15 protein-coding genes are annotated in these 21,975 nt (G+C 70.7%); 9 read left to right on the forward strand and 6 right to left on the reverse strand.

Annotated features, from left to right (window positions below):
• The 5 genes from mycP to FK530_RS21765 all read left to right on the forward strand — a co-directional run bounded on the left by mycP (position 1) and on the right by FK530_RS21765 (position 7,049).
• On the forward strand, positions 1 to 1,422 hold the full coding sequence (gene mycP, locus FK530_RS21745) for a type VII secretion-associated serine protease mycosin (protein ID WP_146489063.1): 1,422 nt from the start codon (positions 1 to 3) through the stop codon (positions 1,420 to 1,422).
• Positions 1,422 to 3,581, forward strand: a complete 2,160-nt coding sequence (gene eccE / locus FK530_RS21750) for a type VII secretion protein EccE (RefSeq protein ID WP_146489064.1) — start codon at positions 1,422 to 1,424, stop codon at positions 3,579 to 3,581. The genes mycP and eccE overlap by 1 nt, the downstream gene beginning before the upstream one ends.
• Positions 3,582 to 3,647: 66 nt before the next feature.
• On the forward strand, positions 3,648 to 5,723 hold the full coding sequence (locus tag FK530_RS21755; protein WP_146489065.1) for a protein kinase domain-containing protein: 2,076 nt from the start codon (positions 3,648 to 3,650) through the stop codon (positions 5,721 to 5,723).
• Positions 5,723 to 6,370, forward strand: coding sequence for a hypothetical protein (locus FK530_RS21760; protein ID WP_146489066.1), 648 nt, complete (start codon positions 5,723 to 5,725; stop codon positions 6,368 to 6,370). The genes FK530_RS21755 and FK530_RS21760 overlap by 1 nt, the downstream gene beginning before the upstream one ends.
• A 22-nt stretch (positions 6,371 to 6,392) precedes the next feature.
• Positions 6,393 to 7,049: a nitroreductase family protein gene (locus FK530_RS21765; protein ID WP_146489067.1), complete on the forward strand. Its 657-nt coding sequence runs from the start codon at positions 6,393 to 6,395 to the stop codon at positions 7,047 to 7,049.
• A gap of 85 nt (positions 7,050 to 7,134) precedes the next feature.
• Here FK530_RS21765 and FK530_RS21770 read toward each other — a convergent pair whose 3' ends face one another.
• Positions 7,135 to 7,986, reverse strand: a complete 852-nt coding sequence (locus FK530_RS21770) for an endonuclease domain-containing protein (RefSeq protein WP_146489068.1) — start codon at positions 7,984 to 7,986, stop codon at positions 7,135 to 7,137.
• 118 nt (positions 7,987 to 8,104) lie between these two features.
• Positions 8,105 to 9,289 (reverse strand): TetR/AcrR family transcriptional regulator, encoded by a 1,185-nt coding sequence (locus tag FK530_RS21775; protein WP_146489069.1) that lies wholly within the window; start codon positions 9,287 to 9,289, stop codon positions 8,105 to 8,107.
• Between the two features lie 156 nt (positions 9,290 to 9,445).
• Between FK530_RS21775 and FK530_RS21780 the strand changes: the two genes are divergently transcribed.
• A complete protein-coding gene (locus FK530_RS21780; protein WP_146489070.1) occupies positions 9,446 to 10,657 on the forward strand; it encodes an acetyl-CoA C-acetyltransferase in 1,212 nt (403 codons plus the stop codon).
• 33 nt (positions 10,658 to 10,690) lie between these two features.
• Positions 10,691 to 12,883: a 3-hydroxyacyl-CoA dehydrogenase NAD-binding domain-containing protein gene (locus FK530_RS21785; RefSeq protein WP_146489071.1), complete on the forward strand. Its 2,193-nt coding sequence runs from the start codon at positions 10,691 to 10,693 to the stop codon at positions 12,881 to 12,883.
• Positions 12,884 to 12,989: 106 nt separating this feature from the next.
• On the opposite strand, the gene FK530_RS21790 is transcribed toward FK530_RS21785, so the two are convergent.
• The 3 genes from FK530_RS21790 to FK530_RS21800 form a co-directional block, all read right to left on the reverse strand.
• Positions 12,990 to 13,616 carry an HdeD family acid-resistance protein gene (locus tag FK530_RS21790; RefSeq protein WP_146489072.1) on the reverse strand — a complete coding sequence of 209 codons (627 nt, stop codon included), beginning with the start codon at positions 13,614 to 13,616 and terminating at the stop codon, positions 12,990 to 12,992.
• 224 nt (positions 13,617 to 13,840) lie between these two features.
• A complete protein-coding gene (locus FK530_RS21795; RefSeq protein WP_316250509.1) occupies positions 13,841 to 14,629 on the reverse strand; it encodes a GAF and ANTAR domain-containing protein in 789 nt (262 codons plus the stop codon).
• A 66-nt stretch (positions 14,630 to 14,695) separates the two neighbouring features.
• Complete coding sequence (locus FK530_RS21800) at positions 14,696 to 16,720, reverse strand: M13 family metallopeptidase (RefSeq protein ID WP_146489073.1); 2,025 nt, start codon at positions 16,718 to 16,720, stop codon at positions 14,696 to 14,698.
• Between the two features lie 158 nt (positions 16,721 to 16,878).
• Between FK530_RS21800 and FK530_RS21805 the strand changes: the two genes are divergently transcribed.
• Positions 16,879 to 18,951: a CocE/NonD family hydrolase gene (locus FK530_RS21805; protein WP_146489074.1), complete on the forward strand. Its 2,073-nt coding sequence runs from the start codon at positions 16,879 to 16,881 to the stop codon at positions 18,949 to 18,951.
• 168 nt (positions 18,952 to 19,119) lie between these two features.
• On the forward strand, positions 19,120 to 21,192 hold the full coding sequence (locus tag FK530_RS21810) for a CocE/NonD family hydrolase (protein ID WP_146489075.1): 2,073 nt from the start codon (positions 19,120 to 19,122) through the stop codon (positions 21,190 to 21,192).
• Positions 21,193 to 21,211: 19 nt separating this feature from the next.
• Here FK530_RS21810 and FK530_RS21815 read toward each other — a convergent pair whose 3' ends face one another.
• Entirely contained in the window at positions 21,212 to 21,937 is a 726-nt protein-coding gene (locus tag FK530_RS21815) for a pirin family protein (RefSeq protein ID WP_146489076.1), read from the reverse strand.
• Between the last annotated feature and the right edge of the window lie 38 nt (positions 21,938 to 21,975).

The following is a 21,975-nucleotide window of genomic DNA, read 5'->3' on the forward strand; positions in this document are numbered from 1 at the left end:
GTGCTCCGTTTCCCGAGGGCGGCCGCGGTCGCGGCCGTCTCCGTCACCGTCGTCGTGGCCGGTTCCTGGGCCCCGGCCCTCTCCGGCGCCGTCGTGCCGCCGGTCGCCGACATCGGCGGCGCGCCGCCCGACACCGACGGCCCGGAACGGCCGCTGCGCAACAACAACCCGCGGTGCGTCGAGCCCGGCGTCCTGCCGAACTCGAACCTGGCCGCGGCCCCCGCGCCGGCGAACACCCTGCGGATCGACGAGGCGCACCGGTTCTCCACCGGCGCCGGCGTCACCGTCGCGGTGCTGAGCACCGGCGTGCGCCCCCAGGCCCGCCTGCGCGGCCTCGACGGTGCCGGCGACAACATGGTGGCCGCCGACCGCGGGCTCCTGGACTGCGATTCCACCGGCACGCTGGTCGCCGGGATCGTGGGCGCGCAGCCCGCCGCGGGCGACGGCTTCGTGGGCATGGCCCCGGACGCGCGGCTCCTCTCGATCCGCGTCGACTCCGCCGGCTTCGCGCTGCAGAACAATCCCGCGGACGACGCGGACCCGAACCTCGGCCGCCCCGCGGTCAACGCCCGCAGCATCGCGCGCGCGATCGTGCGCGCCGCGAACCGCGGCGCCAAGGTGATCGTCGTGCCCGAGCCGGTGTGCATGGCCGCCGACGACCAGTTCCGCCAGCGGGAGATCGGCGGCGCCGTCGCCTACGCGCTCCGGGCCAAGGACGCGCTGGTCGTGGTCGGCGCGGGCGCGACGGACCGCCAGGGCGGCACCGTCGGCGGAGGTGACTGCAAGGCCAACCCCGACCCGGACCCCGGCCAGCCCGACGATCCGCGCGGCTGGCGGCGCGTGACGACCGTCGCGACCCCGAACTGGTTCGACGGGCAGGTGCTCTCGGTCGGCGCCACCACGGCCGAGGGCACGCCGCTGCCCGGATCGCTGAACGGTCCCTGGCTCGACGTCTCGGCGCCCGGCGCGGGCATCGTCTCGCTGAGCTCCCGCGGGGGTGACGGCGTGATCAACGGCGCCCCCTTCGAGCGGAACCTCGTGCCCTTCGCCGGACCCGAGTTCGCGGCGGCCTACGCGGCGGGCGCGGCGGCGCTGGTGCGCTCGCGGTACCCGCAGCTCTCGGCGAATCAGGCGGCGGCGCGGCTCGTCGCCACGGCGCACGCCCCCGGCCGGGGCACGGACAACAAGGTGGGGCGCGGGCTCATCGACCCGGTGGCGGCCCTGACCGCGAAGGTCCCCGACATCGATGCGGACATCGACCCGCAGTCGGTGGAGAAGCTGCTCGTCCCGCCGCCCCCGCCCGACCCCGATACCCGGCCGCGGCGGACGGCGGCGATCGTGGCCGGTGCGGGTGCGGTGGCGCTCCTGGTGATCGGTGGCGTGGTCGCGCTGACGCGGCCCGGCCGGAAGCGGAGGTCGTGATGACGGAGACCCTGACGACGGGCGCCCCGACGGCGGCCCCCTCGCGGCCCGAGGTCCCGACCCACCCCGAGGTCGCGCGGCTGCGCCGGCCGGTCGGCGTCCGGATCTCGTTGCGCCGTGCGCTGGTCTGGGCGGTGCTCTCGGCCAGCCTGTTCGCGCTGGTGGGCGCCACATGGCCGCTGTGGTCGGTGATCACCCTCATCGTGCTGGGCGCCCTGGTCGCGTTCGTCTCGCTGCACGGCACCGTGCTCAGCGAGAAGATCGGGGCCCGCTACCGGTACCTGCGCCGACGGCGTCGCGGGTCCGGGGGCATCCCCGGCCGCGTCATCGACGTAGACGGGGTCGGCGTGCGGCAGGGCGACGGCTTCGAACTGGTCTCGGCGATCGAGCTCACCGCGGATCCGGCCGAGACCCGGCTGCGCGAGGGCCGCGCCTTCGCGGCCGAGACCGTGCCTCTCGACCTGCTCGCGACCATGATGACCCAGTACGGGCTCGACGTGGACATCGACATCGTCTCCGCGGGCCGGCGCGTGCCGCCCGGTCCCGCGTACCGCGCCTCGTACTCGCAGGGCGTCCGGTTCTACGCCGCGATGGCGGAGCGCTCGACCTGGCTGATCCTGCGCGTGGACACGCAGCGCAACCTCGCCGGCATCGTGCGCCGCGGGCCGTCGCGCACGGCCGGCCCCCAGGCACTCATGGCCGCGACCCGGCGGCTCGAGCAGCGCCTGCAGGAGCGGCTGATCCGCGCCCGCGTGCTGCCCGCCGACGAGCTCACCGGGCTCGGCGCGCGCATGACCTTCGGTGCGGATCCGCTCGGCGGCACCGAGAACTGGCAGAACATCGAGCACGACGCCGAATTCGCCACCACCTATCTCGTCGACCCCGTCCGCACGTCCACGGAGAAGCTCGACCGCTGGTGGGGCCTCGACAGTGACAGCACCTCGGTCGTGCTGCGGATGCGCAAGGCCGACGCCCAGGCGCCCGTGGAGATCAGCGGCCTGGTCCGTTACGACACCGCGGTGCCGATCGTGGACAACCTCGACGACGCGCTCGTCCCGATGCCGGGCCGCCAGCTGGAACTCGCGCGCGGCACCCTTCCGGGCGGCGGATCGAGCGTCGTCGACCTGCCGTCGGCGCCGCTGGAGGACCTCGGCGCCGTGGAGATCCCGGTGGGACCCGCGGGACCCGTGTGGGGCGTCTCCGGCATCGACGCCGTCGCGCTGCCGCTGTTCGACGGGTCGCCGGTCCCCGAGACGCTGGTCGTGGACTTCGCGACCGAGCTGATCCCGCTGCAGCTCGTGTTGCTGCGGTCCGTCGGTGCGGGGGCGTCCGTCGCGGTGCACACCGACCGGCCCGCCCAGTGGGCCACGCTCGCCGCGACCCTGGCCGACCCCGCCCGGTTCCGGATCGCCGACGGCCCCGGCGGCCGGCCGGCCGACATCACCGTCTTCGACGGTGCGCCGGCCGATTCCGTGCCCGAGCGCACCATGCTCACCCTGCGCGCGCCCGGCAGCGCCCCGCTGCGCGCGAACGCGGACCTCGTGATCGAGCAGGTGTCACCGTCCGCCGTGCGCGTGCGGATCGGGCACCGCGATCCCTTCGACGTGGTGCTCAACCCGACGGACGAGGAACTGCGCTACTGCGACGTGCAGGCGCAGCCCATCGCGGCCGCCGCGCCGCCGCAGCCGGCGCACCGCCAGCCGCGTCAGGTGCCCGCGCCGCCGCGGCTCGCCCCCGGCATCGCGGCGCAGCCCGTCGTGCCGCCGTCCGCGCCGCAGGTCCCGGTGCCGCCCGCCGGGAGGCACGCCCAGCCGGGCGGCCCGCGGCCCCCCGCGCCCTATCCCGCGGCGCCCGCCGCGCAGGCCCCGGGCGCCCATACCGCGGCGCCCGGCGTCCCGATGCAGCAGCCCGCGCCGTACCCGGCGCCCCCGCAGACGCCGCCCCCGCGGCCGCCCCGCCCGGTGCGGCCGCTGCCCCCGCCGCCCTACGAGCGGGGCAGCGGCGCCCAGCGCAAGCAGGGCGGGGACCGTTGGGTGCGACCCTCGCAGGACCAGGACGACCGCGGCCCGCGGCGCCGTCCGCTGCAGCCGCCGAGCGCGCCCCGGTGGGGCAAGACGGGCGAGCCGCCCTCGTCCGACGAGCCGCCAACCCCACGTTAAGCAGCACGCAACCTGCATCGCGGTAGATTCTTACCGCTGTACACGTACAGGAGCGGAGGTGTGTTCGTGGCGTCGGAACCCGGTGAGTCGATCGCTGGCTACGTGATCGAGTCGATCCTCGGTACCGGAGGCATGGGCACGGTGTACCGCGTGCGGCACCGCACGCTGCCCCGGTCCGTCGCGCTCAAGGTGCTGCAGACCCAGCTCTCCGCCGATCCGTCGGTGCGGGCGCGGTTCGACCGCGAGGCCGACCTGATCGCCGGGCTCAAGCACCCGCACATCGTCGACGTCTACGACCGCGGCGAATCCGATGGGCATCTGTGGATCGCCATGGAGCTCGTGGAGGGCGGCAACCTCGCCACGACGGTGCAGCGCGAGGGCCCGTTCAGCCTGGACCGCACGGTCGCCGTGATCGAGCAGGTGGCGGACGCGCTCGACTACGCGCACCAGCACGGCATCCTCCACCGCGACGTCAAGCCCGCCAACTTCCTCGTCGACCGTGGCCGCCGCGGCGAACAGGTCAAACTCGCCGACTTCGGGATCGGCGCCGCCCAGACCGAGGTCGGTCAGAACACGCAGGCGGGCACGGTTGTCGGCACCCTGGCCTACACCGCGCCCGAGGCGCTGCTCGGGCACCCGGTGGACCACCGTGCCGACGTCTACTCGCTGGCCTGCGCCACCGTCGTGCTGCTCACGGGCGCGCCGCCCTTCACGACCACGGTCTCGGGTCAGCTGATGCTGGCGCACATCAGCCAGAACCCGCCCAGCGTGCGGCTCAAGCGGCCGGACCTGTCGCCGGAGATCGACCACGTGCTCGGCCGCGCGATGGCGAAGAACCCCGCGGACCGGTTCTCCACCGCCGGCGAGTTCGCCGATGCCCTGGCCGCGGCCGCGCGCCGCATGTCGGGTGCCTCGGGCATGGCCCCGCCGGCGGCGCCGCAGGGCGTCAACTGGCAGGGCACGCCGTCGAATCCCGCGCTCGCGACCGGCTACAACCAACCCGGCCCGCCGGTGGCCGGCGGGCAGGGACTGCCGCCCGGCGCGCCGACGGGGCTGCTGGGCCCCGTCGGCCCGGCCGGCGCCCGCGGACCGGGCGGACCCGGCGGACCGATGGGGCCGAGCTCGCCGTCGATGCCGGTGCTCGGCGGGGGCGGCGCGCCGGCGACGAACCGGAAGAAGCTGTTGATCGGCGGGGCCGCCGCTCTGGTCGTGATCCTGGCGGCGGTGTTGACCATCGTGGTCGTCCGCGGCGGTGGCGACGACGACGGCCGGCCCGGCCTCGACGCCTGGAGCGCCCGCACCGTCACCGACGTCAACGGCTCGACCGAACTCGCGGAGCGGCCGCAGCGGATCGTCGCGCTCGGCCCGGGGGACGCGGAGCTCGTCTCGGCGCTCGGCTTCGAGGTGGTCGCGGGGGCGAACGGCCCGAAGTCGGAGCTGCCCTCGTGGGTGTCCGCCTTCTCGGGCGTGCCGACCGCGGGTACGTCGACCAACCCGGACAGGTCGGTGATCGAGAAGGCGAACCCGGACCTGATCCTGGATACCGATCCGGACGCGGCCGACAAGGTCAAGGAGCTCAAGTCCCTGGCCGGCGGCCGCGCGATCGCGGTCTCCGGCGAGGGGAAGTCGGGGTGGACGTGGCAGCAGCAGCTCGCGTTCATCGCGGAGGCCCTCGGGGCGAAGGACCGCGCCGAGGCCGTGAAGAAGACCTACGAGGGCCGCATCACGGCGCTGCGTTCCGCGCACCCGGAGTTCTCGGGGAAGAAGCTCGACGTCGTGCACTACGACGGCAAGGCGACGAAGCTGGCCGGCAGCTCGGCGAACGCGCTGCAGCTGATGGGCCAGCTCGGCTTCGCGACGCAGACCCCCGTCGACGGGTCCGGTTCGTGGCTTCCGCTGGCGTCCGGCGACATCTACAAGGCGGTCAACTCGAGCACGGTGGACCGGACGGTCGTGGCGCGTACCGATCCGGCGGGCGGCAACGGCGGCTTCGACGGCGTCCCCTCGTCGTTGACCTACGGCGTGCCGATCATCATCCTGGACAAGACGAACGGCGTGGACGCACTCCTGTACGGTGGGCCGCTCGCCATCGACACGATCGAGCAGTCGGTGGTGCCCGCGCTGGTGAAGGGAATCAAGTGATGGCGGAGCAGACGCTGACCGCGGCGGACCTCGAGCGGTACGCCGCGGCCCTCGCCGAGGGCAAGAAGCCGCTGGTCTACCTCGTCGAGGGCGTGCCGAGCCTGGGGCTGGACGCCGGTGCGTCCGCCCGGGTCGTCGAGGTCGACGGTGCCGTCGTCACGGTCAAGCCGACGGGTGTCGACGACCAGTTGCCTTACGACGCACGAGAACTGCGCGCCACCAAGCAGCCGAAGCCGGTGAAGCGGGCGGCGCAGCCGGCCGGGGCGGCGAAGGCGGCCGGGGCGGCGAAGGCGGCGGGTGCGGGGAAGCAGGCGGGCGCGGGGAAGCCGGCGGCGAAGGCCAGGGCGGCCCGGTCCGTCGCGATCACCGTGTACGTGGGCGCCGACAACACCGCCTCGCTCAAGGTGACTCGGAACGCGCAGAAGCCCGCCGGGGCGCAGGAGATCCCGCTGCCGGCCCTGCACAAGGCGCTCGCCGGACTCGGCGACAAGGAGGCGCAGGCCGCGGTCGACGAGGTGCTCTCCGCCGCCCGCGACGCCGCCGCGGATCGCGTGGCGGCGCTGCAGGCGGAGCTCGCCGCCGCCAAGAAGTCGCTCGCGACCCTCGATCGCGCCAAGCGGGGAAGCGGCTCGGCCCGCGCCCGCTAGGTCCACTCGCTAGGGTCGAGGCATGGCCTTCGACTTCCCGCACCTGGACCTGTCCGCCGACGAGGTACTGACCACCACCCGGTCGGTGCGCAAGCGTCTCGACCTGGAGCGGCCGGTGCCGCTGGAGGTGATCACCGACGCCCTGGAGGTGGCCCTGCAGGCACCGTCGGGCAGCAACGCGCAGGGCTGGCACTGGATCGTGCTCACCGATCCCGAGCCCAAGAAGATCGTCGCTGAGTACTACCGCAAGTCCTACTTCGCCTACGCCGAGGCCGGTGCGGCGGCGCGGGCCGCGAAGCCGCCGAAGGACCTGGAGACGGCGGAGAAGGTGGCCTCGAGCGCCACGTACCTCGCCGAGATCATGGAGCAGGTGCCCGCACTGGTGATCGGCGCCATCCACGTGCCCGGCGGCGAACTGCCCGAGGGCAACCAGGCCGGCCTGTGGGGATCGCTGCTCCCCGGCGCGTGGAGCCTGGCGCTCGCCCTGCGCGAGCGCGGCCTCGGATCCGCATGGACCACACTGCATCTCGGGTACGAGCGCGAGGTCGCCGAGGCGCTCGGCATCCCCGCCACCGTCCGCCAGGGCGTGCTGCTCCCCGTCGCGTACACCAAGGGCACCGACTTCAAGCCCGCCAAGCGCGCCCCGCTGGAGACGGTCCTGCACGTCAACGGCTGGTAGCCCGACGGTCCGCCGTCGCCCGCTCGATCTTCGGTGCGTTCCGGCGGGGCGTCGACGGCGTGTCGTCGCCGACACGCACCGAGGATCAGGGGCGCCACCCGCGGTCGTGCAGGGCTTTGCGCGTCTGCCGGAGCAGTTCGGGCCGGCCCGCGGTCGAGAGCGACCAGTCGTTCGCCAGAACGACGGTCCACCCGTGGTCGTTCTGGAGGCGGTTCCAGCGTTGCACGTCGGCGCGGTGTTGCTCGCGATCGCGGTGGTGACCGCCGTCGTATTCGACGGCCACCTTGAACCGCTCCGCACCCAGGTCCACGCGGAATCGGCCGTGCGCGATCCGGACCTGCGGGACGAGCACGCTGAGCCCGGCGCGGTGCAGCAGCAGGCGGGCGTGCGTCTCCTGCGGCGACTCCGCGCGACCGTCGACTTCCGCGATGACCTCCCTGATGCGCGTCGACCGGTGCAGCCGCGGGTGCGTGTCGAGGTAGCGCTCCATCTCCTCGACCGAGGTGACCTGCCGGCCGTAGCGATCGATCCGCGTGCACTGGTCGACGGCTGCGACGGCGTCGTCGCCGGGGATGAATCGGGCTTGGTCGATCGCGGTGCGCACCTCGGTCGTGAGCGCGAACCCTTTCCTGCGCACGATGTCCGAGGCGGGAAGCGCGCACCGTCGGATCACGACGCCGGAGCGCTTGCGGTGCTCGGGGAGCCACAGCTCGATCGGGTACGCGTCGTCGTTCGCGTACGGGACCGCGTGCATCCGCGCAGCAGTCCATCCGCAGAAGACCGCGTCGGGATAGACTTGCAGGACGGCGCGCCGCCGCTCCGCGAAGGTGATCTCCTCGTCCCACGGCAGTCGGATACCGTGCAGGACCTTCTGGTAGTCCCTGCGGATCGCGTGCTCGGTGAGCGTGGATGCGAGTGCGGACCGTCTGCTCCCCATGTTCATTAGACGCACCGGCCCCGTCGAACGGATCCCGCCCGGACATTCGGTGCGTGTCGGCGACGACACGCCGGGCGATTGTCGCCGACACGCACCGAAGATCGGGAGGGGTGCCGGGTCAGATGCCGAGGGCGGCGTCGACGAGGTGGACGAGCTCGTCGTGGAAGCGCGGGCGGCGGCGGAGGCGGCGGGTGCGGGCGAAATCGTTGGCGATCGTCATGGCGGCGCCGACGGCGATGCGTGCGCCCGCGGGATCGAGGGCCGCGCCGGACCCCTCGGCGAGCAGGGCCACCCAGCGCGCCACGTACGCCTTCTGCGCGGCGAGCAGTGCCTCGCCGCCCGACTCGATGACGACCTCGCGCCCGACGGTGAAGGCGACGGCGAGGTCGGTGGAGCTGACCAGGTTCGCGGCGTACGAGCGGACCAGCGAGCGCAGTTCGGTGAGCGGGTCACCGTCGGACACCCCGGCGGCGCCGACCACGCCGATCTCGAGCGCGGCGCGCGCCCGGGCCACGATGCCCACCAGGATCGAGCCCTTCGACGGGAAGTGCCCGTACACGCTGGGGCCCGAGATGCCCACGGCCGCACCGATGTCGTCCATGCTCACGGTGCTGTAGCCGCGGGAGAAGAAGAGTTCCGAGGCGGCGTCGAGGATCTCGTCGCTGCGGACCACCGGGGCGCGCCGGGGCGGGGGCGCGGGCAGTTCCGGCGCGGTCGACGGTGCCGCGGCCAGCACGCGCTGCGCGATCACCTCGAGATCGTCGCGGTAGCGGCGGATCCCGATGCGGCCGCGGCTGGGCGGCACGGAACCACCGACGGCGAGCACGGCCCAGGTGAGGACGCGGGCGTCGTCGTCGGTGAGCTCCGGGTGGTCGCGGCGGAGCACCTCGGTCCACGAGCCGAGCACCGACTCGCTGGCGGCGATCATCTCCCGCGCCTGTTCGGCGGTGAGGTGACGCCGGTTCCAGCGCCACAACGCCAGCGGCCCGGGCCGGGAGACCGCCATCGCGAAGACCGCGGACGAGAGGTCGTCGAACGTGGCCCCGGGGCGGGCGAGCACCCGCGCGGTGGTCTCCGCCATCTCGTCCACCGCGGAGCGCATGGCCGCGGCGAGGATGGCCTCCTTGTCCGGGAAGTGCCGGTAGACGCTGGGGCCGCTGATCCCCGCGGCGCGCGCGATGTCCGACACCGAGACCTTGCCGTAGCCCTGCTCGAGGAACAACGCGGTGGCGACGTCGACCAGTTGTCGACGCCGCTCTGCGGGGCGCAGGCGGGTGCCCGCGGTACGTGCTGCTGCTGCCATGATTAACGTCACAATAGCCCATCGGGGAGCTTCAAGATGAACTTCTACCTGCCGGTCTAGCGAATTAAGCTACAGCCGGTTAGCCTGTAGGGGTGACGGGCTCCGCGGCATCCGTGGGGGCTGGAAACACCTTCTTCGAAAGGACGGGAAGACCAAGTGTCTGACGCATTCATCTACGAGGCGATCCGTACGCCCCGTGGCAAGCTCAAGAACGGCTCGCTGACCGCGATCAAGCCCACCGACCTGGTGGTCGGCCTGATCGACGAGATCAAGGACCGCAACGAGAACCTCGACCCGGCGGCCATCGACGACATCGTGCTCGGCGTGGTCTCGCCCGTGGGTGAGCAGGGCGCGGACATCGCCCGCACCGCCTCCATCGTGGCCGGCCTGCCGGACACCGTCGCGGGCGTGCAGATCAACCGCTTCTGCGCCTCGGGCCTCGAGGCCACCAACATGGCGGCGCAGAAGGTCGGCTCGGCCCTCGGCGACGACCTCGTCCTCGCCGGTGGCGTGGAGTCGATGTCCCGCGTGCCCATGGGCTCCGACTTCGGCGCGCTGTTCTACGACCCGCAGTACAGCTACGACAACTACATCGCGCCCCAGGGCATCGGCGCCGACCTGATCGCCACCATCGAGGGCTTCTCCCGCGAGGACGTCGACCAGTACTCGGCCGAGTCGCAGGAGCTGGCAGCGAAGGCCTGGGACGAGGGGCGTTTCGCCAAGTCCGTCGTACCCGTCAAGGACCAGAACGGCCTCGTCGTGCTCGACAACGACGAGCACCGTCGCCCCGGCACCACCGCCGCGGACCTCGGCAAGCTGCGCCCCGCCTTCACCGTCGTCGGCGAGATGGGCGGCTTCGACGCCGTCGCGCTGCAGCGCTACACCACGGTCGAGAAGATCGATCACGTCCACACCGGTGGCAACAGCTCGGGCATCGTCGACGGTGCCGCGCTGGTCCTCGTGGGCAACGAGGCCGGCGGCAAGAAGGCCGGCCTGACCGCGCGCGGCCGCATCGTCGCCACCGCGTCGACGGGCGCCGACCCCACGATCATGCTGACCGGCCCCACGCCGGCCACCGAGAAGGTCCTCGCCAAGGCGGGCCTGACCAAGGACGACATCGACGTCTGGGAGCTGAACGAGGCCTTCGCCTCGGTCGTCCTGAAGTGGATGAAGGACTTCAAGCTCGACCGCGAGCAGGTCAACGTCAACGGCGGCGCCATCGCGCTCGGCCACCCCCTCGGCGCCACCGGCGCCATGCTGGTGGGCACCGTGCTCGACGAGCTGGAGCGTACGGGCGGTCGCTACGGCCTCATCACGCTGTGCATCGCCGGCGGTATGGGCTCGGCCACCATCATCGAGCGCGTCTGACGCCCGCCGGAACAACAGGAGAGACAAGAACACATGTCTGACAACATGATCCGCTGGGAGCAGGACGCCGACGGCATCGTCGTGCTGACGATGGACGATCCGACCAGCTCCGCGAACACCATGAACGAGCTGTACGGCACGTCGATGCGCGCCACCGTCGACCGCCTCGAGGCCGAGGTCGATTCGATCACCGGTGTCGTCATCACCTCCGCGAAGAAGACCTTCTTCGCCGGCGGCAACCTGACCGAGATCCGCAAGGCCACCAAGGCCGACGCGCAGCAGGTCTTCGACAACGTCCAGGAGATCAAGAAGGACCTCCGCCGCCTGGAGAAGCTGCCCAAGCCCGTCGTGGCCGCCATCAACGGCGCCGCGCTCGGCGGCGGCCTCGAGATCGCCCTCGCCGCCAACCACCGCATCGCGGCGGACGCCAAGGGCAGCAAGATCGGCCTCCCCGAGGTCAGCCTGGGCCTGCTCCCCGGCGGCGGCGGCGTGACCCGCACCGTCCGGATGCTCGGTCTGCAGGGCGCGCTCATGGGCGTGCTGCTCCAGGGCACCCAGATGAACCCGACCAAGGCGCAGAAGACCGGCCTCGTCAACGAGGTCGTCGGCACCGTCGACGAGCTGCTCCCCGCCGCCAAGGCGTGGATCAAGGCCAACCCCGAGGGCGGCGTGCAGCCCTGGGACGTCAAGGGCTACCGCATCCCCGGCGGCTCGCCGATCGACAAGACGCTCGCCCCCAACGCCCCGGCCTTCCCGGCCAACCTGCGCAAGCAGCTCAAGGGCGCGCCGATGCCGGCGCCGGAGGCCATCATGGCCGCCGCGTTCGAGGGCACCTACGTCGACTTCGACACCGCGCTCGAGATCGAGTCGCGCTACTTCACCAAGCTGGCCACCGGCCAGGTGTCGAAGAACATGATCAAGGCCTTCTTCTTCGACCTGCAGCACATCAACGGCGGCGGCTCGCGACCCGAGGGTTTCGACAAGTACACCGCCAAGAAGGTCGGTGTCATCGGCGCCGGCATGATGGGCGCGGCCATCGCGTACGTCTCGGCGAAGGCCGGCATCGAGGTCGTCCTCAAGGACATCGACATCGAGGCCGCCAAGCGGGGCAAGGCGTACTCGGAGCAGCTCGAGGCGAAGGCGCTCGCCAAGGGCCGCACCACGCAGGAGAAGTCGGACGAGCTGCTCGCCCGGATCACCCCCACGATCGACCCGCAGGACTTCCAGGGCGTCGACCTCGTCATCGAGGCCGCGTTCGAGTCCGTCGAGGTCAAGAACAAGGTCTTCCAGGAGATCGAGGACATCGTCGAGCCCGACGCCATCCTCGGCTCCAACACCTCCACGCTGCCGATCACCATCCTCGCGGAGGGCGTGAAGCGCCAGGAGGACTTCATCGGCATCCACTTCTTCTCGCCGGTCGACAAGATGCCGCTGGTGGAGATCATCCGCGGCGCGAAGACCTCGGATGCGGTGCTGGCCAAGGTCATCGACTACACGCTGCAGATCAAGAAGACCCCGATCGTCGTCCACGACAGCCGCGGCTTCTTCACCTCCCGCGTCATCGGCACGTTCATCAACGAGGCCCTCGCGGCCGTCGGTGAGGGCGTCGACCCGGTGTACCTGGAGCAGGCGGGCCAGCAGGCCGGTTACCCGGCGGCGCCGCTGCAGCTGGCGGACGAGCTGACGCTCACCCTGATGCAGAAGATCCGTCTCGCGACCGAGACCGCGCTCAAGGCCGAGGGCAAGGACGTGCCGCAGCACGGTGCCTTCGCCGTGGTCGACTGGATGGTCGAGAACGGCCGTCCGTCCAAGAAGGACGGCGCGGGCTTCTACGACTACGCCGAGGGCAAGCGCACCGGCCTGTCGAAGGGCTTCCAGGAGCACTTCAAGTCGGGCTCCGTGAAGCCGGACTTCGCCGAGCTCCAGGAGCGCATGCTCTTCATCGAGTCGATCGAGACCGTCCGCTGCTTCGACGAGGGCGTCATGGACTCCGTCGCCGACGCCAACATCGGCTCGATCTTCGGCATCGGCTTCCCCGCCTGGACCGGCGGCGTGCTGCAGTACATCAACGGCTACGAGGGCCGCCCGGGCACGCCCGCCGAGGGCCTCACCGGTCCCAAGGCGTTCGTCGAGCAGGCGAAGTTCCTGGCCGGCAAGTACGGCGAGCAGTTCACCCCGCCCGCCTCGCTGGTCGCCAAGGCCGAGGCCGGCGAGACCTACGAGTAGGACTCACCGCCCAGCGGCGTGAACACCGAAAGGGCCGGCACCGTCATCGCGACGGTGCCGGCCCTTTCGTCCGCCGGGGTGAGGCCGGCGGGTCCGGGGAAGCGGACTAGACCTGCGGATGCAGGCGGTTGATGTTCGAGCGGATCTGGATGCCGTGGAAGATCTCGACCAGGCCGAGCACGATCAGGACGATGCCGGTGGCCAGCACCAGCGACGGGATAGAGTCGTACGGGTAGATCACCACGAAGGCTCCCGCCGCGATCGAGATGATCGCGAGGATGATGCCCCAGACCTTGCCGGGCGCGCCCTTCGGGAAGTCGGTGTAGAGCGACAGGCCCGCGACGCCGCGGAAGATCCAGCCCACGCCGATCCAGATGGCGAGGAGCACCAGCGACTCGACGACGTCGCGGAACGCGACGACGGCCAGCACGATCGAGACCGCGCCCGACAGGAAGGTGAGCAGGCGCCACCAGAAGCCCGACGACTGGAGGATGCCGAACGTGGAGACGACCTGCAGAACGCCCGTGATGAGCAGGTAGAGGGCGAACAGGATCGCCACGACGTGCAGGGTCGGCTGCGGCCAGGCCAGGAGCACGATGCCGAGGATCGCGGCGATGGCGCCGATGGCGATCGCCGTCTGCCAGGAGCGCTTGGCGACGTCGGCGGCGAAGCCGCGGACGTCGTTGATGATCGAAGTGCCGGTATCGACCGGACCGTTCGGGTAGGTGGACATGATCTCCCTCTTCTCGTGAGACGTTCCCGGCGATGGATGGAGGTGAACCGGGGTTCGTCTCACTTCGCCGTCGACAGACAATCACACCAGACCGAATTTTGCGATACGAACAGAGGGTAGGAATCGTCGCAGTTCGAACTCGGCTCCGCCCGCGTTGTGCGGGTCGCGGGAGGTTCGCGTTCTTCCCCCGGAGCGTGCCGGGGGCCGGCACGCGGACCGTCGGGCTACTCCGGTCCGGCCTCGATGACCTGCTCGGCGACCTCGGCGAGGCGGACGTTGCTGTCCTGGGAGAGCCGCGCGAGGAGGCGGAAGGCGGCATCGGAGTCCAGCTTGTAGCGCTCCATGATCATGCCCTTGGCCTGGCCGATCACGTCGCGCGTGGTCAGTGCCGCGCGGATCTGTTCCTTCTCGCGCACCGCGGAGAAGGCGACGGCCGCGTGCACGGCGTAGAGCGAGCCGATGGAGATCGACTCGGCGTCGAAGGCGTGCGGTTCGCGTGCCATGAGATCGAGCGTGCCGTAGGCCTCGTTCTGCACGTACAGGCAGAACGACAGGATCGAGCCGACGCCCGCGGCGTGCGCCGCGGAGGCGAAGCGCGGCCAGCGGTCGTCCGTGGACGTGTCCTCCAGCAGGAGGATCGTGGTCGACTCGAAAGTCGCGCCCACGCTGGGGCCCTCCTCCAGATCCCGCTGCACGTCGGCGACGCGCTGCGCCTCCTCGCCGATCACCACGGGATGCGAGATGCCGCCCTTGGGGTCGACGAGGGTCACGCACGCGAAGTCGGCACCGGGGACCTGGTCGACCGCGAACTGGGTGGCGGCGGTGAGGAGCGATTCCGAATCCGACGACTGCTCTCGCAGCAGCCTCGCGATCTCGCCCATCCGCTCGCTGAGGGTCAGTTCCTCGAGCGGAACCTCGGGTGACTCGTGGACGACACCGAGGACGGAGGGGAGTTGTTCACTGGACTGCTTGCGTGAGTGCACGGCCACCCGTTCTCCGTGCCGGATGGGCACGGGGTCACATCATGGGTATCCGCCGGTTGCTGGACGGGACGTTCGAAGGTCGTTACTGATCGGTTCTCACCATATCGAGACCCGGCGGTCCGGGTCCAAAAACAGGCGATCCCCGGCATCGACGTCGAACGCGTCGTAGAACTCGGGCAGATTCGAGACGATGGCATTGCAACGGAATTCGGCCGGCGAGTGCGGGTCGATCGCGAGCCGCCGGATAGCCTCCTCGGGCCGCGACTTCCCCCGCCAGACCACGCCCCAGCTGAAGAACAGGCGCTGCAGGCCGGTCAGGCCGTCGATCCGCGTGGACTCGTCGTCGACGGTGCCGCCCGCTCGCTCCCGCGCGATCGCGTAGGCGACGAGCGCGATGCCGAGGCCGCCGAGGTCGCCGATGTTCTCACCCACCGTGAAGCCGCCGTTGACGTGGTGCTCGTCGGCGCCCGGCTCACCGGCCAGCTCGCGCGGCACGAGCGCGTCGTACTGCTCGATGAGCGCGGTGGTGCGCTTGCCGAACTCCTCCCGGTCGGCGTCGGTCCACCAGTCCTCGAGGTTGCCGTCACCGTCGTACTTGGCACCCTGATCGTCGAAGCCGTGGCCGATCTCGTGCCCGATGACGGCGCCGATGCCGCCGTAGTTCACGGCGTCGTCGGCGTCGGGGGAGAAGAAGGGCGGCTGCAGGATCGCGGCCGGGAAGACGATCTCGTTCATGCCGGGGTTGTAGTAGGCGTTCACCGTCTGCGGGGTCATGAACCATTCGTCGCGATCGACGGGCGCACCGATCTTCGCGAATTCACGATCGTGCTCGAAGGCGTCGCCGCGGCGCAGGTTCCCGATCAGGTCGTCGCGGCGGATCTCCAGTGCCGAGTAGTCCCTCGAGACGTCCGGGTAGCCGATCTTGGGCGTGAACTTGCCCAGCTTCTCCAGGGCGCGCTCGCGGGTCGCCGGGGTCATCCACGGCAGGTCCGTGATCCGCCGGCGGTAGGCCTCCACGAGATCGGCGACCAGCGCCTGCATCCGCTCCTTGGAGTCCGCCGGGAAGTGCTCGGCCGTGTAGAGCTCACCGACCGCGAAGCCCAGGTACTGCTCGACCAGCGTCACGCCGCGCTTCCACCGGTCCCGGATCTCCGGGGTGCCCGTGAGGACGGTGCCGTAGAAGGCGAAGTGCTCGTCGACGAGGGAGTCGGTGAGGAAGGGGCTGCGCGCGTGCAGGACCCGCCATGCGAGCCACGTCCGCCACTGCGCGAGCGGGCGGTCGGTGAGCAGGTTCGCGGCGAGCGTCGCGAAGGACGGCTGCCGGACGTTCACCTCGGCGAAGGCCGCGGACGCCTCGGTGCCGGTGACGGCGGCGACCCAGGCGGCGGGCGCGAGCCCCGGGGCCTCGGCCGACAGCTCCGCGAAGGTGCGGAGGTTGTAGCCCTTGTCGGCGTCGCGGCGGGCGACCACGTCCCAGTGCCCCGCGGCGATCGCCGTCTCCAGATCGAGGACCTGTGCGGCGGCGTCGTCCTCCTCGCCGGGTGTCACGATGCCCTCGAGGACGTCGCCGGCGAGGCGGAAGGTCGCGGCGACGTGCTGGGCGAACTTCTGCCGCACCGGCGCGTACTGCTCCTCGCGGTAATAGGCCTCGTCGGGCAGGGAGATGCCGCTCTGTACCAGGTTCACCAGGTAGCGGTCCGAGCGCTTGGCGTCGGTGTCCACGTAGTACCCGATCAGGCCGCTCACGCCCGTGCGCTGCAGGCGGCCGAGCACGGTGACCAGTTCCTCCTGCGATCCCGCCCAGCGGACCTCGGCGAGTTCGCCGGCCAGCGGGGAGAGCCCGGCCGCGGCGATCCCGGCGGTGTCCATGAAGCTGGCGTAGAGGTCACCGATCCGGGCGGTGTCGCCGGTCGCATCGGGACGGGCGGCGCAGTCCTCGATGATCGTGCGCACCGTCTCCTCCGCGGCGTCGCGGAGGGCGTAGAAGGCGCCGTCGGTGGAGCGGTCGGCAGGGATCTCGTGCGTGTCCAGCCAGGCGCCGTTGACGTGCCCGAACAGGTCGTCCTGCACGCGGATGCCGGCGTCGACGTGGCTGAGGTCCAGAGCGGGAGAGGTGGTCACCGCTCCATCCTGCCAGTCTCTCCCCGCCGATCCCGGTGAGTGGGATGGACGATCGCCTGTGCTCGCCGGACCACAGTGGATTCCAGGTTCAAGGTGACGCGAATCCCAATGCGGGTTAGTCTGCTCGTGCAGCTGAAAAGTTAGAGGAGATTCTTTCGATGAGGTTGACTCGTCCGCGCCTGCGGTTGACCCTGGCCGCGCTGTTCACGGCGATCCTGCTCGTCGGTACCGCGGTCCTGGTCCCCGGCCTGGCCTCCCGCGCGGCCGCGGAGCCGTGGAAGCCGGGTCCCGGCGTGGCGGGGATGATCAATCCCGAATGGATCGCCTCGCACGACGGTCCGACGCAGTACCCGGGCATGACCGTGGACTGGGACGTGCCGATCCGGATGTCCGATGGCACGGTCCTGAAGGCGAACGTCTTCCGTCCCGCCGATGCCGCGGGTCGGGCGATCACGACGAAGACGCCGACGGTCGTGAACATGACGCCGTACACGAAGTTCGTGAGCGCGCTGGCGCAGATCGCGGTGAACACGCCCGTGCTGTCCGACGCGCTCATCGGATTCCTCAACCTGTTCAATTTCGCCGGCACGCCGATCGCCGGGGTGAACGACCTGCGCGACGTGCTCAACGGCGGGGTGGCGAACTCGTTCACGGGTGTCGATCGCAAGCTCGTGCAGAACGGCTACACGCAGGTCGTGGTCGATGTTCGCGGCACGGGCAATTCGCAGGGCGTGTGGCAGGTCTTCGCGGATCGTGAGCAGCAGGACACCGTCGAGGTGCTGGACTGGGTGCGCAACCAGCCGTGGACGAACGGCCGCATGGGCATGACCGGTGTGTCGTACTCCGGGATCAACCAGCTGCAGGTGGCGTCGAAGAACCCGAAGGGGCTGGAGGCGCTGTTCCCGGTGGTGCCCGGGGCGGACATCGCGGCCGACATCGTCGCTCCCGGCGGCGGACTCGGTGTCGGCTTCATCGGACCGTGGCTTGCGATCGTCAACATCCTCAAGTTCATCCCCGACCTGCGCTCGCTGCTCAACGGCACGTTCGACTGGAAATGGCTGCAGGACCGGATCCAGAACCCCGCGGTCTTCGTGCCCGAACTCCTGTCCGGTGTCTTCTCGCCCACGGTGGAGGGGCTGACGCCCACGACCAAGCAGCTCATCGACAAGGATTCACCCTTGCGGGCCGCGTTCCGCACGCCGCTCGACAGGATCACCACACCGACTTTCACTCTCGGTGGGTGGAACGACCTGTTCACCAACACCGAGTGGCGCATGCCCAAGGACCTGAGTGCTCTGCCGCCGAGCAAGAAGAAGCTCATCATGGGGGACATCGCCCATGTCACCGTCTCCAGCGACATGGGCGGGGTGAACCAGCCGACCCGCGCCGACGTGCTGCAGAAGGCGTGGTTCGACAAGTGGCTCAAGGACGTCGACAACGGGATCGACAACTACGCCCCGGTCACCGTGCACCGCAAGGGCGGCGGCTGGTGGCAGGGCGACACGTTCCCGGAGCCGGGGCAGAAGTACCAGCGCATGTACCTCTCCAGCCTGCCCTCGGGCACGGCGCCCACCGCGCTCTCCGACAACAGTCTGCAGACCGCGCCGCCGAAGATCACGGCGCGGCGCACCGTCGGCCCGGGATTGTCGACACTGTGCTCCGATGACACCGGCCAGGCGATGTTCGGCCTCCTCGTCTTCACCGGGTGTACCAAGGACACCCGCGTCGCGGAGATGAACGGGCTCACGTTCACGTCGAAACCGGTCGGGAAGTCGACGGTCATCTCCGGTCCGATCAACCTCAGGCTCGCCACCACGCAGGATGCGCGCGACGCGTACTGGAGCGTGATCGTCACGGACGTCTCGCCCGACGGCCGGTCGGAGAAGATCAGTTCGGGTCAGCTCACCACCTCGCTGCGCCAGATCGACGAGTCCCGCAGCATCCGGACGGCGAACGGCGACTACGCCTCGCCGTACTACCAGCTCGACATCAAGCAGCGGGAACTGGTCGCGCCGGGGCAGGTGGTCGAGCTCGACATCGGTACCCACGCCGTCAGCGCGGTCCTCAAGCCGGGACACCGGCTGCGGGTCGACGTCTTCGCGCTGAACCTGATCAAGTCGATGACCGTCGGGCCGGTGACGGCGGAGACGCTGTTGCGGCCGCAGCACGTGGTCATCGATCCCCAGCGGCCCAGCTACCTGGTGGTGCCCTCGGACACCCCGCTGCCGTAATCGTGCGGCGTCGCCCGGCCGACGCACCGGGGCGAGAATCCCACATGATGGGAGAAGTGACTCGTCAGTATTCCCTATGACGCAGCACACCGTTAGCGTGCGGGGTGACGCAAACCGCAATGCGGGTTAGCCTGATGCGGTGCTGAGAAGTTAAAGGGGATTCTTTTCATGAGGTTGACTCGTCCGCGCCTGCGGCTGACCCTGGCCGCGCTGTTCACAGCGATCCTGCTCGTCGGTACCGCGGTCGTGGTCCCCGGCCTGGCCTCCCGCGCGGCCGCGGAGCCGTGGAAGCCGGGTCCCGGCGTGGCGGGGATGATCAATCCCGAATGGATCGCCTCGCACGACGGTCCGACGCAGTACCCGGGCATGACCGTGGACTGGGACGTGCCGATCCGGATGTCCGATGGCACGGTCCTGAAGGCGAACGTCTTCCGTCCCGCCGATGCCGCGGGTCGGGCGATCACGACGAAGACGCCGACGGTCGTGAACATGACGCCGTACACGAAGTTCGTGAGCGCTTTGGCGCAGATCGCGGTGAACACGCCCGTGCTCTCCGACGCGCTCATCGGGATCCTCAACGTCTTCAATTTCGCCGGCACGCCGATCGCCGGGGTGAACGACCTGCGCGACGTGCTCAACGGCGGCATGGCGAACTCGTTCACGGGCGTCGACCGCAAGCTCGTGCAGAACGGCTACACGCAGGTCGTGGTCGATGTTCGCGGCACGGGCAATTCGCAGGGCGTGTGGCAGGTCTTCGCGGATCGTGAGCAGCAGGACACCGTCGAGGTGCTGGACTGGGTGCGCAACCAGCCGTGGACGAACGGCCGCATGGGCATGACCGGTGTGTCGTACTCCGGGATCAACCAGCTGCAGGTGGCGTCGAAGAACCCGAAGGGGCTGCAGGCGCTGTTCCCGGTGGTGCCCGGTGCCGACCTCGCGGCCGACATCATCGCTCCGGGCGGCGGACTCGGCGTCGGCTTCCTCGGGCCGTGGCTCGCCCTGGTGAACATCCTCAAGTTCGTGCCCGACGTGCGCTCGATGCTCAACGGCACGTTCGATTGGACCTGGCTGCGCGACCGGATCCAGAACCCCGCCGTCTTCGTACCCCAACTGCTCTCCGGCGTCTTCTCACCCACCGTGGAACAACTGGACCCGAAGACCAAGGAGCTGATCGACAAGAACTCGCCGCTCCGGCAGGCCTATCGCACGCCGCTCGACAAGATCACCACACCGACCTTCGCGCTCGGCGGCTGGCACGACCTGTTCACCAACACCGAGTGGCGGCTCCCGACGGAGCTGAGCAGTCTGCCGCCGAGCAAGAAGAAGCTCATCATGGGCGACGCCTACCACGTCACGGTCACCCACGACATGGGTGGAGTGAACCAGCCGACCCGCGCCGACGTGCTGCAGAAGGCGTGGTTCGACAAGTGGCTCAAGGACGTCGACAACGGGATCGACAACTACGCCCCGGTCACCGTGCACCGCAAGGGCGGCGGCTGGTGGCAGGGCGATACGTTCCCGGAGCCGGGGCAGAAGTACCAGCGCATGTACCTCTCCAGCCTCGCGTCGGGCTCGGCGCCCGGCTCGCTCAGCGACAACAGTCTGCAGACCGCGCCGCCGAAGATCGCGGCGCGGCGCACCGTCGGCCCCGGCCTGACGACCCTGTGCTCCAACGACACCGGGCAGGCGATGTTCGGCCTCCTGGTCTTCCAGGGCTGCGCCGCCGACAACCGGGTGGCGGAGATGAACGGGCTCACGTTCAGCTCGAAACCGGTCGCGAAACCGACGGTGATCTCGGGCCCGATCAACCTGCACCTGACCACCACGCAGGACGCGAAGGACGCCTACTGGAGCGTCATGGTCACCGACGTCTCGCCCGACGGCCGGTCCGAGGTCATCAGCTCCGGCCAGCTCACCACCTCGCTCCGGCAGATCGACGAATCGCGCAGCATCCGCACCGCGGGTGGCGATTACACGGCGCCCTACTACCAGCTGGACATCAAGCAGCGGCAGCTGGTCAAGCCAGGTCAGGTGGTCGAGCTCGACATCGCGACCCACGCGACGAGCGCGGTCCTCAAGCCCGGGCACCGGCTGCGGGTCGACGTCTTCGCGCTGAACCTGATCAAGTCGATGACCGTCGGGCCCGTGACCTCGGAGACGCAGTTCCGGCCGCAGCACGTCGTCATCGACCCGAAGCGGCCCAGCTACCTCGTGGTGCCCTCGGACCGCCCGCTGGCGTAGCCGAGCCGCCCGGGCGGGATCAGCCGCCCAGGCGGGTCCGCATGCGCCAGAACAGGAGCTCGGCCCCGTCGGGTCCGGCGGTCACGCGCCGGGAGTCCCCGACGGTGCGCAGCGAGTCCCCGTCGGACAAGGGCCCCGGGCCCTCGACCTCGGCGGCGCCGGCGGCGAGATAGAGGTGCCCGAAGGGCGCGTCGGGCAGGTCGACGACGCCGCCGGGCGCGAGCCGCGCCGCGAACAGGGTGGCGCCGCGGTTGCCGATCCGGATCGCGGCGTCCTGCGTCGGCTCGCCCGAGGCGACGGGGACGAGCCCGCCCGCGGCGAGGTCGGCATCCACCTCCCGCTGCTCGTACGACGGTGCGCCGCCCGGCTCGTCGGGCAGGATCCACATCTGGACGAACCGGACGTCGGCGCCGGCCGGGTCGGGCCGGTCGTTGCGCTCGGAGTGCAGGACGCCCGTGCCCGCGCTCATCCGCTGCGCGAGGCCCGGATGCACCAGCCCGGCGTGTCCCTCGCTGTCCTGATGGACGAGGGACCCGGACAGCACCCAGGTGACGATCTCGACGGCGCGATGCGGATGCGTGTCGAAGCCCGTACCCGCCGCGACCTGCTCGGCGTTGCAGGCGAGGAGCACGCCGTGGTGCGTATTGTCCGGATCGTAGTGGTCGCCGAACGAGAAGCAGTGCCGCGACTGCACGCCGCTCATCGACGATGCCGTGCGGTCCTCGGAGCGCATCAACCGATCCATATCCCAAGGATGACATGTGCGGACCGGTAAACTCCGCG

Source organism: Tsukamurella conjunctivitidis (assembly GCF_007858475.1).
GTDB classification, from domain to species: Bacteria; Actinomycetota; Actinomycetes; order Mycobacteriales; family Mycobacteriaceae; genus Tsukamurella; species Tsukamurella conjunctivitidis.

Bases quoted from the DNA above. Each gene is read 5' to 3' on its own strand.
- FK530_RS21770 (WP_146489068.1), bottom strand. From the start codon at position 7,986: ATGGGGAGCAGACGGTCCGCACTCGCATCCACGCTCACCGAGCACGCG.
- FK530_RS21785 (WP_146489071.1), top strand. From the start codon at position 10,691: ATGTCTGACAACATGATCCGCTGGGAGCAGGACGCCGACGGCATCGTC.
- FK530_RS21765 (WP_146489067.1), top strand. From the start codon at position 6,393: ATGGCCTTCGACTTCCCGCACCTGGACCTGTCCGCCGACGAGGTACTG.
- FK530_RS21805 (WP_146489074.1), top strand. From the start codon at position 16,879: ATGAGGTTGACTCGTCCGCGCCTGCGGTTGACCCTGGCCGCGCTGTTC.
- FK530_RS21815 (WP_146489076.1), bottom strand. From the start codon at position 21,937: ATGGATCGGTTGATGCGCTCCGAGGACCGCACGGCATCGTCGATGAGC.
- eccE (WP_146489064.1), top strand. From the start codon at position 1,422: ATGACGGAGACCCTGACGACGGGCGCCCCGACGGCGGCCCCCTCGCGG.
- FK530_RS21810 (WP_146489075.1), top strand. From the start codon at position 19,120: ATGAGGTTGACTCGTCCGCGCCTGCGGCTGACCCTGGCCGCGCTGTTC.
- FK530_RS21775 (WP_146489069.1), bottom strand. From the start codon at position 9,289: ATGGCAGCAGCAGCACGTACCGCGGGCACCCGCCTGCGCCCCGCAGAG.
- FK530_RS21790 (WP_146489072.1), bottom strand. From the start codon at position 13,616: ATGTCCACCTACCCGAACGGTCCGGTCGATACCGGCACTTCGATCATC.
- FK530_RS21760 (WP_146489066.1), top strand. From the start codon at position 5,723: ATGGCGGAGCAGACGCTGACCGCGGCGGACCTCGAGCGGTACGCCGCG.